Origin of the sequence: Pantoea sp. UBA6567 (assembly GCF_002434165.1) — a bacterium.
Taxonomy (GTDB): Bacteria; Pseudomonadota; Gammaproteobacteria; order Enterobacterales; family Enterobacteriaceae; genus Pantoea; species Pantoea eucrina.
Genome location: NZ_DJJN01000002.1, coordinates 75,103 through 91,334 on the forward strand (window position 1 = coordinate 75,103; position 16,232 = coordinate 91,334).

Consider the following 16,232-nt stretch of genomic DNA (forward strand, 5'->3'; position numbering starts at 1 on the left):
AAAGAGGCAGCAATGCAAACATTTGATGTGGTGATTGCCGGTGGCGGCATGGTCGGTCTGGCAGTGGCCTGCGGTTTGCAGGGAAGTGGTCTGCGCGTTGCAGTACTGGAGAAAGCGGCGGAACCGCAGTTCGATCCGGCAGCCGCCGCGTCGATTCGGGTATCCGCAATTAATGCAGCCAGTGAACGTCTGCTACAGAAACTCGACGTCTGGTCATCTATTCTCGCCCTGCGCGCCAGCGCGTATCACGGTATGGAAGTGTGGGATCAGGACAGCTTTGGATCTGTCAGCTTTGATGATGAGCAGCAGGGGCTGTCGCATCTTGGTTATATTGTTGAAAATGAAGTGATTCACAGTGCGCTGTGGCAGCGTGCCAGCCAGTGTAAAGATGTTACGCTGTTTGCACCGGCCCGCCTGCAGCAGGTCGCGTTTGGTGATAATGAAGCCTTTATCACGCTGGAAGATGGCACCATGATGAGCGCCCGGCTGATGATAGCCGCCGACGGCGCCGGCTCCTGGCTGCGCGAAAAAGCGGATATCCCGCTGACGTTCTGGGATTATGAGCATCATGCGCTGGTCGCGAACGTGCGTACTGATATGCCGCATGATGCTATCGCGCGTCAGGTATTTCACGGCGAAGGTATTCTCGCCTTTCTGCCGATGCAGGATCCGCACCTGTGCTCAATCGTCTGGTCGCTGGCTCCACAGGAAGCAGCGCGCATGCAGTCGATGCCGGCAGCGCTGTTTAATCAGCAACTCTCTGTAGCCTTTGATATGCGGCTGGGATTATGCAGCGTTGAGAGCGAACGTAAAACGTTCCCGCTAACGGCACGCTATGCGCGCAATTTTGCAGCTCATCGTCTGGCGCTGGTCGGCGATGCGGCGCACACCATTCATCCGCTGGCCGGGCAGGGCGTGAATTTAGGCTTTATGGATGCGGCTGAGCTGATTGGTGAGATCCGCCGCCTGCATCAGGCGGGTCGTGATATCGGTGAGCATCTCTCACTGCGTCGCTACGAACGCAGCCGCAAGCACAGCGCAGCGCTGATGCTGGCCGGCATGCAGGGATTCCGCGAGCTGTTCGCCGGCACGCATCCGGCGAAAAAGCTGCTGCGTGACGTCGGGCTAAAGCTGGCCGATACGCTGCCAGGCGTGAAGCCGCGTCTGCTGAAGCAGGCGATGGGGCTGAACGACCTGCCAGAGTGGATCCGCTAGCTAACCAGGACGTTGTCGTTTCGTACCCGCATCAACCCGGGCGCCATAAATGGCGCCCCTACGGTGGCTCAATACCGGACGTCATCGTTTCGCATCGCCCTGGCGTAGGGGGCGCATTAATGCGCCCCGGCAACCCCATCCCCCGGACGTTACATTTCGCACCCGCCCTATGGTAGGGGGCGCATTTATGCGCCCCGGCAAAAACCTCCTCCTGACTCCCTGTTCGCACTAAAACAGAGCGCTCTGCGCCATAATGATGCCTCGTTTGATTTATTCTAATTTTACCGCCAGATTCGCATTAGTTATTTTCATGCAGGATTAATCGCACAGCCGTGCCATTTAGCTCCTCACCCGCGGTGGCGTGTTTTATTTACTGAGATATCGCCCCGGAGTTGCATAATCTGCGCGTTTAATCACACAAAGGCAGCGGATTATGCTGCATGCTATGGGATGCACTGCAAAGATGAGGCCCGGCTTCGACTTCGTTTTGCTTATGGTTAAATCTGTTTTTCAGTGGTAACGTCAGCTGAAAGAGAACGTTTGCGTCGGCGTTTATTACCGCGCAGGCGAGCCCCGCTTATTGGTTTTCACAGGATGGTTATGACTCAGCAAACGCCTCTGTTTAAGCAGCACCAGCAGGACGGTGCACGCATGGTGGACTTCCACGGCTGGATGATGCCGCTGCACTACGGCTCGCAAATCGATGAGCACCACGCAGTGCGCAGCGACGCCGGCATGTTTGATGTATCGCACATGACTATCGTTGATCTGCACGGCGCACGGACCCGCGAGTTTCTGCGTTATCTGCTGGCAAATGATGTCGCAAAACTGACTCAACCTGGCAAAGCGCTCTACAGCGGCATGCTTAACGCATCGGGCGGCGTGATAGACGATCTGATTGTCTACTTCATGCAGGAGGATTTTTTCCGCCTGGTGGTCAACTCCGCCACGCGAGAGAAAGATCTCGCGTGGATAACGCAGCACGCCGCACCGTTTGGCGTGACGCTGACCGAGCGTCATGACCTGGCGCTGATTGCCGTGCAGGGTCCGAATGCGCAGCAGAAAGCACAGACGCTGTTTGATGAGAGCCAGCGTGCCGCCGTTGCCGGCATGAAGCCTTTTTATGGCGTGCAGTCAGGCGACCTGTTCATTGCCACCACCGGCTACACCGGCGAGGCAGGCTATGAAATTGCGCTGCCCGCTGACCAGGCGGAAATGTTCTGGCAGCAGCTACTGGCCGCGGGCGTAAAACCCGCCGGCTTAGGCGCGCGCGACACGCTGCGTCTGGAAGCCGGTATGAATCTCTATGGCCAGGAGATGGATGAAGGCGTTTCGCCGCTGGCCGCGAATATGGGCTGGACCATCAGCCGGGAACCGGCCGATCGTGATTTTATCGGACGTGAAGCGCTGGAAGCGCAGCGCGAGCAGGGCACTGAAAAACTGGTGGGGCTGGTCATGACGGAAAAAGGCGTACTGCGCGGTGGTCAGACGGTGCGCTTTACCGATGAGCAGGGCGTACCGCAGCAGGGTATGATTACCAGTGGTTCCTTCTCGCCGACGCTGGGCTGCAGCATCGCCCTGGCGCGCGTACCTGCCGGTATTGGCGGGCAGGCCATTGTGGAGATCCGCAATCGCGAAATGCCGGTAAAAGTGACTAAACCCGTTTTTGTACGCGCCGGTAAGCCGGTCGCTCAGTAAATTTTTCAGGAGAAATGGCGATGAGCAATGTGCCAAATACGTTGAAATACCGTGACAGCCACGAGTGGGTGCGTAAAGAAGAAGATGGCTCTTACACCGTGGGGATCACCGAGCATGCGCAGGAGCTGCTCGGTGATATGGTGTTTGTCGATCTGCCAGACGTTGGCGCTACGTTTAGCGCGGGCGACGACTGCGCCGTCGCGGAGTCGGTTAAAGCTGCTTCCGACATCTATGCACCGCTGAGCGGTGAAATTGTAGCGGTGAATGAGGCGCTGACCGACTCACCCGAGCTGGTGAACAGCGCGCCTTATGGCGATGGCTGGTTGTTCCGCCTGCAAGCCAGCGATGAAGCTGAACTCGACAGCATGCTTGATGCTGACGCCTATAAAGCCAGTATCGATGAGTAACCGGTAGCCTCTGAAGGTGTCGCAGTGCGGCACCTCTTCTTTATCTGCCTGTTGTAAGTCCTTTGTGTAACCCAGCCCGATGCAGGATCGACTGTAATGACCCAGACTCTCAGCCAGCTTGAACATAACGGTGCATTTATCGAGCGCCATATTGGTCCCACCGACGCCCAGCAGGCCAGCATGCTGGAAGCGATTGGTGCCGGTTCGCTAAACGAACTCATCAGCACCATCGTACCGGCGGATATTCAGCTGCCCGGGCCGCCGGCCACGGGTGACGCCGCGACCGAGCAGCAGGCGCTGGCAGAGCTGAAAGCGATGGCCAGTCAGAATCAGCGCTACAAATCCTGGATCGGCATGGGCTACAGTGCAGTAATCACTCCGCCGGTGATCCTGCGTAATATGCTGGAAAACCCTGGCTGGTATACCGCCTATACGCCGTATCAGCCTGAGGTGTCACAGGGGCGTCTGGAGGCGCTACTGAATTTCCAGACGCTGACGCTGGATCTGACCGGTATGGATATCGCCTCTGCGTCGCTGCTGGATGAAGCCACCGCGGCGGCTGAAGCGATGGCGATGGCGAAACGCGTCAGCAAGCTGAAGAGCGCCACCCGCTTCTTTATCGCCGATGATATTCATCCGCAGACGCTGGATGTCGTACGCACCCGCGCCGAAACATTTGGCTTTGATCTGATTATCGATCGGGCAGAGAAAGCACGCGATCATGAGGATCTGTTTGGTGTTCTTCTGCAGCAGGTGGGCACCAGTGGGGAAGTACATGACTATCACGATCTGATAGCAGAGCTGAAGAGCCGCAAAGTTGTCGTGAGCGTGGCCGCTGATTTCATGGCGCTGCTGCTGCTGGAGGCGCCCGGCAAACAGGGTGCTGACATTGTGTTTGGTTCCGCTCAGCGCTTTGGCGTGCCAATGGGCTATGGCGGACCGCACGCGGCCTTTTTTGCCAGCCGCGATGAGCACAAACGCTCAATGCCGGGCCGGATTATCGGCGTCTCACGCGATGCGGCGGGCAACACCGCGCTGCGCATGGCGATGCAGACGCGCGAGCAGCATATCCGTCGTGAAAAGGCGAACTCCAATATCTGTACCTCACAGGTTCTGCTGGCCAATATCGCCGGCCTCTATGCGGTCTGGCACGGTCCGCAGGGTTTGCAACGTATCGCCTCGCGCATTCATCGCCTGACCAGCATTCTGGCAACCGGCCTGCAGAAAGGCGGATTGACGCTGCGCCACGGCAGCTGGTTTGACACGCTGACCGTTGAGGTTGCTGACAAGGCCGGCGTGCTGAATCGCGCGCTGAGTTTTGGCGTAAACCTGCGCAGCGATATGCCTGACGCCGTAGGTATCACGCTGGATGAAACCACCAGCCGTGAAGATGTACAGGCGCTGTTTGCCATTTTTCTGGGCGACACGCACGGGCTGGATATTGATAAGCTTGATGCCGCCGTATCGGCGGAGAGTGCGGCTATTCCGGCAGGCCAGCAGCGCCGCAGTGAATATCTGACGCATCCGGTATTTAACCGCTACCACAGCGAAACAGAAATGATGCGCTACATGCACAGCCTGGAGAAAAAAGATCTGGCGCTGAATCAGGCAATGATCCCGCTTGGCTCCTGCACCATGAAGCTGAATGCCGCCGCAGAGATGATCCCGATCACCTGGCCGGAGTTCTCTGAACTGCATCCATTCTGCCCCGCTGAACAGGCTACCGGCTATCTGCAGATGATTGGGCAGCTGTCGCAGTGGCTGGTACAGCTCACCGGCTATGACGCGCTCTGCATGCAGCCTAACTCCGGGGCGCAGGGAGAGTATGCCGGCCTGCTGGCGATCCGCCGCTATCACGAAAGCCGCAATGAAGGCCGGCGCAACATCTGCCTGATCCCCGGGTCGGCACACGGCACCAACCCAGCCTCGGCGCAGATGGCGGGCATGTCGGTGGTTGTGGTTGCCTGCGATAAACAGGGCAATATCGATCTCGGCGATCTGCGTGAGAAAGCGGCTCAGGCGGGCGATGCGCTCTCCTGCATCATGGTGACCTATCCTTCTACCCACGGCGTTTATGAAGAAACCATCCGCGAAGTGTGCCAGATTGTGCATCAGTATGGCGGTCAGGTATATCTGGATGGCGCCAACATGAACGCCCAGGTGGGCATTACTACGCCTGGCTATATCGGTGCTGACGTCTCGCATCTTAACCTGCATAAAACCTTCTGCATTCCGCACGGCGGCGGCGGACCGGGCATGGGACCGATTGGCGTAAAAGCGCATCTGGCTCCGTTTGTGCCGGGGCACAGCGTGGTGCAGATTGATGGCGTACTGACGCAGCAGGGCGCCGTGTCGGCTGCACCGTTTGGCAGCGCCTCGATTTTGCCTATCAGCTGGATGTATATCCGTATGATGGGTGCAGAAGGGCTGAAACAGGCGAGCTCAGTGGCGATCCTTAATGCCAACTACATTGCGCGTCGTCTGCAATCGGCCTATCCGATCCTCTATACCGGACGAGATGGTCGCGTGGCGCACGAATGTATTCTCGATATTCGTCCGCTGAAAGAGCAGAGCGGTATCAGCGAGCTGGATATTGCCAAACGCCTGATCGATTACGGTTTTCACGCTCCGACCATGTCCTTCCCGGTAGCGGGCACGCTGATGGTGGAGCCGACTGAATCAGAGGGCAAAGCAGAGCTGGATCGCTTTATCGACGCGATGCTGGCGATCCGCATGGAGATTGACCGCGTTACCGCCGGTGAGTGGCCTGCTGATGACAATCCGCTGGTCAACGCACCGCATACGCAAATGGAAATTGTGGGCGAGTGGCAGCATCCCTATACGCGGGAGCTGGCGGTATTCCCGGCTGGCAGTGCGAATAAGTACTGGCCAACGGTAAAACGTCTTGATGACGTCTTCGGCGATCGCAACGTTTTCTGCGCCTGCGTGCCGATGAGCGAATATCAGTAAGCGCGATGAACTGACCCTTTAAGGACCGGCTGCCGGTCCTTTTTCTTTTGGAGGCACATATGGATCTGGCACTGGTTACCGGCGGCAGCCGGGGCATCGGACGCGCTACCTCGCTGCTGCTGGCGCAGGCGGGTTACCGCGTGGTAATCAACTACCGTCAGCGGGCTGCGGACGCAGAGCAGCTGGTCGGGGAGATTATTCGCCGGGGCGGCAGCGCCTGCGCGCTGCAGGCGGATATTGCTGATGAGGCGCAGGTCGTGAGGCTGTTTGCGCAGCTGGATGAGCAGCCGGGCGCACTACGGATAGTGGTGAACAACGCCGGAATTCTGTTTACGCAGTGCCGGGTAGAGGCGCTGAGCGCTGAGCGGATTCAGCGGGTGCTGGCGACGAACGTCACCGGGACTTTTATCTGCTGCCGGGAAGCGGTGAAACGCATGAGCAGGGCGCACGGCGGGGAGGGCGGTGTGATTGTGAATGTTTCATCAGGTGCCGTACACAGCGGCGCGCCGGACGAATATGTGGATTATGCAGCATCAAAAGCGGCGGTGGACACGCTGACCCGCGGGCTGGCGCGCGAAGTGGCCGCCCAGGGGATCCGGGTAACCGGTGTGCGTCCCGGCTCCACGTATACCGACATGCATGCGGATGGCGGCGAGCCGGATCGGGTTGATCGGGTGGCGCAGCGTATTCCACTGGGACGCGGCGCGCAGCCGGAAGAGATCGCCCGCGCGATCCTCTGGCTGAGCAGCGATGCCGCCGCGTATGTCACCGGCAGCATGCTGGACGTGACGGGCGGACTCTGACATCCGCCCGCATCGCCGGTCAGAGCGTGGCGCCGTTGCTGGCGATCACCTGCTGATACCAGCTGAAGCTCTTTTTCTTTGAACGCGCAAAGGTGCCGCTGCCGTCGTCGTTTTTGTCGACGTGGATAAAGCCATAGCGCTTGCTGTACTGACCGGTGGTGAACGAGACGCAGTCGATGCAGCCCCACGGCGTGTAGCCCAGCAGCTCGACACCATCCAGCGCCACCGCTTTTTTCATCTCTTCGATATGCGCCCGCAGGTAGTCAATGCGGTAGTCGTCGGCGATAAAGCCCTCCGCATCAGGTTTATCGATCGCGCCGAAGCCATTTTCCACAATAAACAGCGGCTTCTGATAGCGCTCATAGAGTGAATTCAGCACATAGCGCAGGCCCACCGGATCGATCTGCCAGCCCCAGTCTGACGCTTTAACGTGCGGATTGGGTACCACGCCGTCAAAGCCGGTGATCGGATCATCCACGCCGCTGGCGCGGGTATCGACCGCGTTGCTCATGTAATAGCTGAAACCGATGTAGTCGCAGCAGCCCTGCTGCAGGGTTTCGGCATCATCTGCTGCCATCTCGATGTGGTAGCCTTTGCGCGCCCACTCTTTCAGCGTGTAAGCGGGGTAAGCGCCGCGCATCTGCACGTCGCTGAAAACGTAACGCTGATGCATCGCCTCCTGCGCCCGCATGACATCATCCGGATGACAGGAGAAGGGATAGACCGGCACCATGGCGATCATGCAGCCGATCTGAAAACCGGGATTGATCTCATGACCGCGTTTCACCACCTTTGCACTGGCGACAAACTGGTGATGCATAACCTGATACATCGTCTGCTCTGGCTTCTCATGCTCAGTAAACACCACGCCGGAACAGCAGTAGCCAAACAGCGGATATTGCCAGTTGCGCTGGTTGTTGATCTCGTTAAAAGTCATCCAGTACTTCACTTTGTGCTGATAGCGCGTCATCACCACATCGCTGAAGCGCACAAAGAAATCGACCACCCGGCGGTCAGCCCAGCCGCCATACTCTTTTACCAGATGATAAGGCATCTCAAAGTGAGAGAGAGTGATCACCGGTTCGATACCATATTTCAGCAGCTCATCGAACAGGTCATCATAAAACTGCAGGCCCGCCTCGTTGGGCTGCGCTTCATCGCCGTTGGGGAAGATGCGCGTCCAGGCAATCGAGGTGCGGAAGCACTTAAAGCCCATCTCAGCAAACAGCGCCACGTCCTGTTTGTAGTGTGAGTAAAACTCTACCGCCTGGTGATTAGGATAGTGTTTGCCCGGCTGTACGCCGTCGGTGATCACGCGGTCAACGCCGTGTGCACCACCGGTCAGCACGTCAGCGATACTGACGCCTTTGCCGCCCTGATCCCAGCCGCCTTCAACCTGATGCGCGGCTACTGCACCGCCCCAGAGAAACCCATGTGGTAACTGCAAATCATCACGCATTGTTCAGCCTCATCATACGTCGGGTGAAAACAGAATTTCCCGCAGTGTAACAAGCAGCCGGTGAATGTCACGCTATAACACCGCGTGCAGAATGTAACCTGTCACAGCTAAAAAACAGGGTGTTTTCAGGGGGATAGCATATGCGCCAGCGTGCGTCCCAGCGTTTCGATAATGTACATTACCGGCACCTGCGTGGTGATGTCGTGCTGCCCGGCCAGCGTGATCTGCGGCACGTGATAGGAGAGGGTAAAATCCGCCATTTTTGCCAGCGAGCTGGTGTCGTGATTGGTGATGGCGATTATTTTGCAGCGGTTAAGGCTGAACTGACTGGCGAAGCGCAGGATCTCTTCGGTCTCGCCGGAAACGGAGAGAATAATCGCCAGCGCGCCTTCACTGACTCCGGGCATAACCGGATAGTAAGGGTCGTCAATATGGTGGCTGAATTTGCCGACGTTGGAAAAGAAGCGTGCGCCATATTTACCGAGGCTGCCCGACGTGCCGGCACCAATAAAGAAAATATGCCCGGCCTGCAGGATCATCTGCGCGGCCTGCGCAATCTGCTGCTCAAACTCGGCATTGTGAATACTTTTGAAAAAACTCAGCATTTCGCCAGCGCCCGATGAGGGGATTGCAGGCGGGGTCTGCTCCTGAGCCAGGCGAAAGCGGATACGAAACTCTGACCAGCCGTCACAGTGCAGCTTGCGGCAAAAGCGCAGTACGGTGGTGGTAGAGACGCCCGCCTGCGCCGCCAGATCGCGAATGGTCATATAGCTGACGCTTTGCGGATGTTTGATGATGAAATGGTAAACCTGCATCTCAAGATCGTTCAGGCTGGAGAGATCGCGGTGTGCAAACATGCGGAACATCGCTCAGGCAGCAAAAGGAGCCTGCAGTGTACCAGATTGCACCGCAGGCCGGGTGACACACCCTGACACAGAAATAATTGAGCGTACATGTGTACACTGAAAATATTTCTGGTTAGGCTGAAGGGGTTAAAAAACACGCTCCTTTATCTTCAGGGATCCCGCACCATGGTAAAACCCGTACTCATTACGCCCGGTTATTCGCTGGCCGAAGAGATAGCCAACAGCGTCAGCCATGGCGTTGGCTGCCTGTTTGGTATTATCGGTCTGGTGCTGCTGCTGACGCAGGCAGTGGAAACGCAGGCGAGCATCACTGCTATCACCAGCTACAGCCTCTATGGCGGCAGCATGATTCTGCTCTATCTCGCCTCTACGCTCTATCACGCCATTCCGCATCAGCGCGCCCGGCCATGGCTGAAGAAATTTGATCACTGCGCTATCTATCTGCTGATCGCCGGCACCTATACGCCGTTTTTGCTGGTCGGGCTGAAATCGCCGCTGGCACACGGACTGATGGTGGTGATCTGGAGTCTGGCGCTGGCGGGCATCATTTTTAAGCTGACAATTGCGCACCGTTTTAAGGTGCTGTCGCTGGTGACCTATCTCAGCATGGGGTGGCTGTCGCTGGTGGTGATCTATCAGCTGGCGATGCGGCTTTCCGCCGGAGGCGTCTGGCTGCTGGCGGCGGGAGGCGTGGTCTACTCCCTGGGCGTGATTTTTTACGTGTCGCGCCGGATACCCTTTAACCATGCGATCTGGCACGGCTTTGTACTCGGCGGCAGCGTGCTGCACTTCTGCGCCATCTACTTTTATGTGAAATAAACGGGCTTTATGCGCATTGCAGCGGGACGCCGGACGGCCTCCCGCTCTGTGCCTCTTACGCGTCCAGCGCGTAAGGCAGTGGCTGAATGGTGAGTTCACCACCTTCATCGCCTTCAGCACGCAGGATCGCATCTGGTTCCGGATCGTTATTCATCACCATCTGCACCCAGACGCTGCCATCCTCAAGCTGTACCGCACACAGTACCGTGCCGGTACGCCGCCAGCGATCGCCCATCTGCAGCTCCATTGAACTCCCCGCTTCCGGTACTTTACCGGCGCTACCCGCCAGCCAGAACAGGGCACGCTTGTTGGCACCGCGGAACTTCGCCCGCGCGACCATCTCCTGACCGGTATAGCAACCTTTCTTAAAGCTGATTGCATCCAGCGCCTGCAGGTTGGTGGCCTGCGGGATCAGCTGGGCGCTGGTAGCGCTATCGATAACCGGAATACCCGCTTCGATATCCAGCGCCAGCCACTGCCTGCTGTCGTTGAACTGCGCCTCACCCTCCAGTGCCGCTTTAATCGCTTCCGCTTTGGCGGGGGTAGTAATCACGACAAAACGTTCCGCAGGCTGATCCAGCCACAGCAGCGTGCTCTCATCCTGCTGCACTACCGCATGCGCGGCATCCGGCAGCGTGGCAAACAGATTCGTCAGTGCCGCACGCGCCTGAAAGCCGGCAACGCCCAGTACGACAGCTTCATCGTCAGCTTCGATGGTCACTTTGGCAAACACCGCATATTTTTTCAGTTCAGCAATCTGCTGGTCACGCAGGCTGCGGCGCACCAGATAAGCGTATCCCTCGCCGCGATGAAACAGACGCAGGTTGCTCCACATTTTGCCTTTGGCGTCGCAGTGGGCAGCCTGACGATGCTGCTCACTGGTCAGCGTTGCGACATCCAGCGTCAGCTGTCCCTGCAGATAGCTGGTGCTGTCTTTGCCCTGTACCGCCACCAGCGCCCACTCATCAAGCGACATCAGCGTCAGGGGCAGGCGTGCCGCAGCGACAGGCTGGCGGGGAGGGAGGGTAAAAATCGGCATGTGTCCATCCTGATTAATCAAGTTTGTCCGGAGTTGTTTGTTCAATGTTAAAAGAGCAGCGGGGCAATGCAAACTGTTTACGGAACCGGGCGCACAAATCGCGTGATGATGCGGCAACACAGCCTGCCGCTTTGCGTAATCCTGCGCAGGAAACAGCACTCAGCCTGCAGCAGGTAAAAAAAGCAGGTACACTGACCCCACTGTTTACAGCCGTGGAACACGACACATGGATATTCATGATAAATCACGCGTTAAGTGGGCCTGCCGTCGGGGCATGCTTGAGCTTGATGTCTCCATTATGCCTTTTTTTCACTATGAGTATGATTCGCTGAGTGATGAAGATAAGCGGGTGTTTGTTGCTTTACTGAAGAGTGACGATCCGGATCTGTTTAACTGGATGATGGACCACGGCGAGCCCGCGGATCCCGAGTTTAAGCGCATGGTAAAACTGATCCAGCAGCGCAACCGTGAACGCGGTCCGGTGGCAATGTAGCCTGCGTCCTTCACGCAGCGCCCGGCTGGCAAATCTGGCGGCGGGTTTCAGCTGCGTGACGCTGCTGCTGTTCGTATGGCCTGCGGAGTGGCATGTGCTGCAGGCGCTGCTTTCCATCGCGGTGCTGGCGGAAAGCTGGCGCACTGAGCGACGCTTACGGCAACGCTGCGGCGAGCTGACGCGGGATGTTCAGGGAAGCTGGGGCTGGCAGGGAACCCGCTGGTATACCGCCCGGACGGCGCAATGGCAGCCGTGGGGCGTGCTGCTGACCCTGCAGAATGCGCAGGGCCAGCGCTGGCGTTTCTGGCTGATGCAGGACGCCATGACGATGCGCAGCTGGCGGCAGCTGCGCGCGCAGGACGCGCTCAGTGGCGCGGCAGACCAGCGTTAAAGCCGGTCAGCTGTTTCCGTGAGAATCTGCTCGCACCACTGCTCAATACGCTCGTCGCTCTGCTCAAACTGGTTAACATCATCCAGCGCCAGACCTACAAACTGTGTGCCGTCAGCGGTCAGCGGCTTGCGGCTGGTAAAGGTATACCCCTCCAGCGGCCAGTAGCCGACAAACTGCACGCCCATCGGCAGCAGCAGTTCGTGCAGCATGCCCAGCGCATCAAGAAACCACTCGCTGTACTCAATCTGGTCGCCCATACCGTACAGCGCCACAATTTTCCCCTGCAGGTTAAGTCCCGGCAGCTGCGGCCATACCGCTTCCCAGTCCTCCTGCAGCTCGCCAAAATCCCAGGTTGGAATACCGAGGATCAGCAGGTCATACTGCTCCATCAGCGAGGGGTCATCATCTTTGAGGTTGTGCAGCGTCACCAGCTCTTCACCAATAAAGTCGCGGATTTTTTCCGCTGCCATCTCGGTGTAACAGGTACTTGAACCGTAAAAAAGTCCGATATTCATGCGGTTAATGCTCTGTATGAAACTCACTCTGGCGCAATTGTACCAGAACCCCTCTGCTTTAAGGCATAATGAGCACGATTTCACACTGGCGAGAGGATAACGTGCAGGATAGCGATCTGATTGAACAGTTTCTTGATGCGCTCTGGCTGGAGCGTAATCTGGCGCAAAATACGCTGGCCTCTTATCGTCAGGATCTGCAAACCCTCACCGCATGGCTGCAGCATCACAATCTGACGCTGCTGACGCTGCAGGCGCTGGATCTGCAGCAGTTTCTTGCCGAGCGTATTGAAGGTGGCTATAAGGCCACCAGTTCAGCCCGCACGCTGAGCGCCATGCGCCGGCTGTTTCAGTATCTCTACCGTGAAAAGCTGCGCAGTGACGATCCCAGCGCGCTGCTCTCCGCCCCTAAGCTGCCACAGCGGCTGCCGAAAGATCTCAGCGAGAGTCAGGTAGACCGGCTGCTGCAGGCGCCGGCCACAGATATTCCGCTGGAGCTGCGCGATAAAGCGATGCTGGAGGTGCTGTATGCCACCGGTTTGCGCGTCTCAGAGCTGGTCGGGCTGACCATCAGCGATGTCAGCCTGCGGCAGGGAGTGGTGCGCGTTATCGGTAAAGGTAATAAAGAGCGGCTGGTGCCATTAGGTGAAGAAGCGATCCACTGGTTAGAGCACTATATGGAATATGGCCGGCCGTGGCTGCTAAACGGACAGACGCTGGACGTTCTGTTTCCCAGCCAGCGCGCGCAGCAGATGACGCGTCAGACCTTCTGGCACCGCATCAAGCACTACGCGACGCTGGCGGGTATCGACAGCGATAAACTGTCACCGCACGTGCTGCGGCATGCATTTGCCACACATTTACTGAACCACGGCGCTGATTTGCGCGTCGTACAGATGCTACTGGGCCACAGTGACCTGTCGACCACCCAGATTTATACGCATGTTGCCACCGAGCGGCTGCGTCAGTTACATCAACAGCACCATCCGCGCGCCTGAGCAGCGGCAACAAGGATTTATGATGAAAAAACAGTTTACCGTTCTGGCGCTGCTGGTCAGCGCCTTTTCCGCTCTGGCACAGGCTGATGACAGCGCTATTCAGCAGACGCTGAAAAAAGTGGGTCTGCAGCAGGCTGAGATACAGCCCTCGCCGCTGCCGGGCATGAAAACCGTGCTGACGGAAAGCGGCGTGATTTACATTACTGAAGATGGCAAACATATGATTCAGGGCCCGCTGTATGACGTCAGCGGCGCACAGCCGGTTAATGTCACCAACCAGCTGCTGGACAAAAAAGTCGCCGCGCTGGCGCCGGAAATGATTGTCTATAAAGCGCCGAAAGAGCAGCACGTCATTACGGTGTTTACCGATATCACCTGCGGCTACTGCCGTAAGCTGCATGAGCAGATGGCGGACTACAACGCGCTGGGTATCACGGTGCGCTATCTCGCCTTCCCGCGCGAAGGGCTGAACGGTCAGGTTGAGAAAGCGATGAAGGCGATCTGGTGCAGTGCCGATCGCAACAAAGCGTTCGATCAGGCGATGAAAGGCGATACGCCGCAGATGGATGCGCCAGCGACCTGCAGCCTCAATCTCGATAAGCACTACAAACTCGGCATTTTGTTCGGCATTCAGGGTACGCCCGCCATTCTTACCGACAGCGGTATGATGATCCCGGGCTATCAGGGTCCGCAGGAGCTGAAACAGGTGCTTGATGGTCAGAAGCGGGGCGGTTAATTCACAGTGATGCACACTACAGAACTGCGTCGGCGCACGCTGCCGGCTGATGCCAGCCTGCCTGACGACCTGCCGCCTCTGCTGCGCCGTCTCTATCTGCATCGCGGCGTTAAAACCGCAGCAGAGCTGGAGCGCGGGGCAAAATATCTGCTGCCGTGGCAGAGCCTCGGCGGTATAGAGGCTGCGGTTGCGCTGCTGCACCGGATGCTTACGGGCGGCCAGCGCATTATGGTCGTCGGCGATTTTGACGCCGACGGCGCGACCAGCACCGCACTGACCGTGCTGGCGCTGCGCAGCATGGGCGGCAACGTGGACTACCTGGTGCCTAACCGCTTTGACGATGGCTATGGCCTGAGTCCGGAAGTGGTGGAGCAGGCGCGTGCGCGCGGCGCGGAGATGATCCTCACCGTGGATAACGGCATCTCCTCGCACGCGGGCGTCGAAACGGCGTCAGCGCACGGCATCCCGGTCCTGATCACCGATCACCATCTGCCGGGCGAAACGCTGCCGGCCGCCGACGCTATTGTTAATCCTAACCTCAGCGACAGCGCTTTTCCGTCGCGCGCGCTGGCAGGCGTCGGCGTGGCGTTCTACCTGATGCTGGCGCTGCGCGCGCATCTGCGCGAGCAGGGCTGGTTTACCCCCCAGCGCAGCGAACCCAATCTGGCCGCGTGGCTCGATCTGGTCGCGCTCGGCACCGTAGCGGACGTGGTGCCGCTGGATGCGAACAATCGCATTCTGGTGTGGCAGGGGCTGAGCCGCATTCGCGCCGGTAAATGCCGCGCCGGTATTCGGGCGCTGCTGGAGATCGCAAACCGCGATGCGCGTCAGCTGGCAGCCAGCGATCTCGGCTTTGCCGTTGGCCCGCGCCTTAACGCGGCGGGGCGGCTTGACGATATGTCGGTTGGCGTGGCGCTCTTGCTGACCGAGGATATTGCGCAGGCGCGCATGCTGGCCAGCGAGCTGGATGCGCTGAACCAGACGCGCAAAGAAATTGAACAGGGCATGAAAAGCGAAGCGCTGGCGCTGTGCGATGCGCTGGAGCGTCAGCATAGCGACCTGCCGCTGGGCCTGGCATTTTATCACCCCGAATGGCACCAGGGGGTGGTCGGGATCCTCGCATCGCGCCTGAAAGAGCGTTTTCACCGGCCGGTCATTGCGTTTGCGCCCGCGGGCGATGGCACGCTAAAAGGATCGGGTCGCTCAATCGCCGGACTGCACCTGCGTGACGCGCTGGAGCGGCTGGATACGCTCTATCCGGGGCTGATTATCAAGTTCGGCGGCCATGCGATGGCGGCGGGACTCTCGCTGGAAACGGATAAGTATGACGCGTTTCGCGAGCGCTTTGCCGCGCTGATTGATGAGTGGCTCGATGGAGAAGCGCTGCAGGGCGTGGTCTGGTCTGACGGTGAGCTGCACGCGCAGGAGTTCAGCCTGCATACCGCTGAAATGCTGCGTGAGGCGGGGCCGTGGGGACAGGCATTCCCGGAACCGGTGTTTGACGGCAAATTTAAACTGCTGCAGCAGCGGCTGGTGGGCGAGCGTCACCTGAAGGTGATGGTGGAACCGGTCGGCGGCGGACCGTTGCTGGACGGTATCGCGTTTAATGTTGATACCCGCCTCTGGCCGGACACCAGCGTGCGGCAGGTTGAGCTGGCCTATAAGCTGGATATCAACGAGTATCGCGGTAACCGTTCCGTGCAGCTGATAATCGATCATATCTGGCCGCTCTGACCGCGCGCGCCGCTACAAACCGCGCGCGCTTTCGGGTAAACTCATGCGTTACTTTATCTTTTCTCACCGTATCGCCAAAAAAGACTGAAAAG

General features: G+C 58.4%; 15 protein-coding genes. 11 read left to right on the forward strand and 4 right to left on the reverse strand.

Translation table 11 applies throughout. The features are described 5' to 3' along the window. Positions 1–12 precede the first annotated feature (12 nt). From ubiI to B4M48_RS00745, 5 genes are all read left to right on the forward strand, one after another. Positions 13–1,215, forward strand: coding sequence for an FAD-dependent 2-octaprenylphenol hydroxylase (gene ubiI, locus B4M48_RS00725; protein WP_039380028.1), 1,203 nt, complete (start codon positions 13–15; stop codon positions 1,213–1,215). A gap of 600 nt (positions 1,216–1,815) precedes the next feature. Continuing rightward, a complete protein-coding gene (gene gcvT, locus B4M48_RS00730; RefSeq protein WP_039380026.1) occupies positions 1,816–2,913 on the forward strand; it encodes a glycine cleavage system aminomethyltransferase GcvT in 1,098 nt (365 codons plus the stop codon). A gap of 20 nt (positions 2,914–2,933) precedes the next feature. Next, positions 2,934–3,320 carry a glycine cleavage system protein GcvH gene (gene gcvH / locus B4M48_RS00735; protein ID WP_039380024.1) on the forward strand — a complete coding sequence of 129 codons (387 nt, stop codon included), beginning with the start codon at positions 2,934–2,936 and terminating at the stop codon, positions 3,318–3,320. A gap of 96 nt (positions 3,321–3,416) precedes the next feature. Then, positions 3,417–6,290 (forward strand): aminomethyl-transferring glycine dehydrogenase, encoded by a 2,874-nt coding sequence (gene gcvP, locus B4M48_RS00740; RefSeq protein WP_104085468.1) that lies wholly within the window; start codon positions 3,417–3,419, stop codon positions 6,288–6,290. Positions 6,291–6,349: 59 nt separating this feature from the next. Further along, positions 6,350–7,093 carry an SDR family oxidoreductase gene (locus B4M48_RS00745; protein WP_250341156.1) on the forward strand — a complete coding sequence of 248 codons (744 nt, stop codon included), beginning with the start codon at positions 6,350–6,352 and terminating at the stop codon, positions 7,091–7,093. A 19-nt stretch (positions 7,094–7,112) separates the two neighbouring features. Here B4M48_RS00745 and B4M48_RS00750 read toward each other — a convergent pair whose 3' ends face one another. Next, complete coding sequence (locus B4M48_RS00750; protein ID WP_108570040.1) at positions 7,113–8,552, reverse strand: 6-phospho-beta-glucosidase; 1,440 nt, start codon at positions 8,550–8,552, stop codon at positions 7,113–7,115. Between the two features lie 125 nt (positions 8,553–8,677). Beyond that, entirely contained in the window at positions 8,678–9,409 is a 732-nt protein-coding gene (locus B4M48_RS00755; RefSeq protein WP_039385630.1) for a MurR/RpiR family transcriptional regulator, read from the reverse strand. Positions 9,410–9,583: 174 nt separating this feature from the next. Between B4M48_RS00755 and trhA the strand changes: the two genes are divergently transcribed. Beyond that, the gene (gene trhA / locus B4M48_RS00760) at positions 9,584–10,237 is read left to right on the forward strand and encodes a PAQR family membrane homeostasis protein TrhA (RefSeq protein WP_104085471.1); all 654 of its coding nucleotides are present in this window, start codon (positions 9,584–9,586) and stop codon (positions 10,235–10,237) included. Positions 10,238–10,292: 55 nt separating this feature from the next. Here trhA and ygfZ read toward each other — a convergent pair whose 3' ends face one another. After that, positions 10,293–11,276, reverse strand: a complete 984-nt coding sequence (ygfZ, locus tag B4M48_RS00765) for a tRNA-modifying protein YgfZ (protein ID WP_039380012.1) — start codon at positions 11,274–11,276, stop codon at positions 10,293–10,295. 226 nt (positions 11,277–11,502) lie between these two features. Here ygfZ and sdhE point away from each other — a divergent pair, with 226 nt between their 5' ends. Continuing rightward, positions 11,503–11,769, forward strand: coding sequence for an FAD assembly factor SdhE (gene sdhE, locus B4M48_RS00770; protein WP_039380010.1), 267 nt, complete (start codon positions 11,503–11,505; stop codon positions 11,767–11,769). Then, on the forward strand, positions 11,744–12,160 hold the full coding sequence (locus B4M48_RS00775; protein WP_288655760.1) for a protein YgfX: 417 nt from the start codon (positions 11,744–11,746) through the stop codon (positions 12,158–12,160). Before sdhE ends, B4M48_RS00775 begins: the two co-directional genes overlap by 26 nt. Here B4M48_RS00775 and fldB read toward each other — a convergent pair. Then, the gene (fldB, locus tag B4M48_RS00780; RefSeq protein WP_071668567.1) at positions 12,157–12,675 is read right to left on the reverse strand and encodes a flavodoxin FldB; all 519 of its coding nucleotides are present in this window, start codon (positions 12,673–12,675) and stop codon (positions 12,157–12,159) included. The genes B4M48_RS00775 and fldB overlap by 4 nt on opposite strands. Before the next feature lie 68 nt (positions 12,676–12,743). Between fldB and xerD the strand changes: the two genes are divergently transcribed. The 3 genes from xerD to recJ are packed head-to-tail and all read left to right on the forward strand — an operon-like array spanning position 12,744 to position 16,140. Further along, entirely contained in the window at positions 12,744–13,670 is a 927-nt protein-coding gene (xerD, locus tag B4M48_RS00785) for a site-specific tyrosine recombinase XerD (protein WP_104085473.1), read from the forward strand. A gap of 22 nt (positions 13,671–13,692) precedes the next feature. Next, on the forward strand, positions 13,693–14,406 hold the full coding sequence (dsbC, locus tag B4M48_RS00790; RefSeq protein WP_071668566.1) for a bifunctional protein-disulfide isomerase/oxidoreductase DsbC: 714 nt from the start codon (positions 13,693–13,695) through the stop codon (positions 14,404–14,406). Positions 14,407–14,415: 9 nt separating this feature from the next. Further along, a complete protein-coding gene (gene recJ, locus B4M48_RS00795) occupies positions 14,416–16,140 on the forward strand; it encodes a single-stranded-DNA-specific exonuclease RecJ (RefSeq protein ID WP_039380002.1) in 1,725 nt (574 codons plus the stop codon). The last annotated feature ends 92 nt before the right edge of the window (positions 16,141–16,232 follow it).

Coding starts and splice junctions, on each gene's coding strand:
- ubiI (WP_039380028.1), top strand. CDS start 13: ATGCAAACATTTGATGTGGTGATTGCCGGTGGCGGCATGGTCGGTCTG.
- gcvT (WP_039380026.1), top strand. CDS start 1,816: ATGACTCAGCAAACGCCTCTGTTTAAGCAGCACCAGCAGGACGGTGCA.
- gcvH (WP_039380024.1), top strand. CDS start 2,934: ATGAGCAATGTGCCAAATACGTTGAAATACCGTGACAGCCACGAGTGG.
- gcvP (WP_104085468.1), top strand. CDS start 3,417: ATGACCCAGACTCTCAGCCAGCTTGAACATAACGGTGCATTTATCGAG.
- B4M48_RS00745 (WP_250341156.1), top strand. CDS start 6,350: ATGGATCTGGCACTGGTTACCGGCGGCAGCCGGGGCATCGGACGCGCT.
- B4M48_RS00750 (WP_108570040.1), bottom strand. CDS start 8,552: ATGCGTGATGATTTGCAGTTACCACATGGGTTTCTCTGGGGCGGTGCA.
- B4M48_RS00755 (WP_039385630.1), bottom strand. CDS start 9,409: ATGTTTGCACACCGCGATCTCTCCAGCCTGAACGATCTTGAGATGCAG.
- trhA (WP_104085471.1), top strand. CDS start 9,584: ATGGTAAAACCCGTACTCATTACGCCCGGTTATTCGCTGGCCGAAGAG.
- ygfZ (WP_039380012.1), bottom strand. CDS start 11,276: ATGCCGATTTTTACCCTCCCTCCCCGCCAGCCTGTCGCTGCGGCACGC.
- sdhE (WP_039380010.1), top strand. CDS start 11,503: ATGGATATTCATGATAAATCACGCGTTAAGTGGGCCTGCCGTCGGGGC.
- fldB (WP_071668567.1), bottom strand. CDS start 12,675: ATGAATATCGGACTTTTTTACGGTTCAAGTACCTGTTACACCGAGATG.
- xerD (WP_104085473.1), top strand. CDS start 12,744: ATGAGCACGATTTCACACTGGCGAGAGGATAACGTGCAGGATAGCGAT.
- dsbC (WP_071668566.1), top strand. CDS start 13,693: ATGAAAAAACAGTTTACCGTTCTGGCGCTGCTGGTCAGCGCCTTTTCC.
- recJ (WP_039380002.1), top strand. CDS start 14,416: ATGCACACTACAGAACTGCGTCGGCGCACGCTGCCGGCTGATGCCAGC.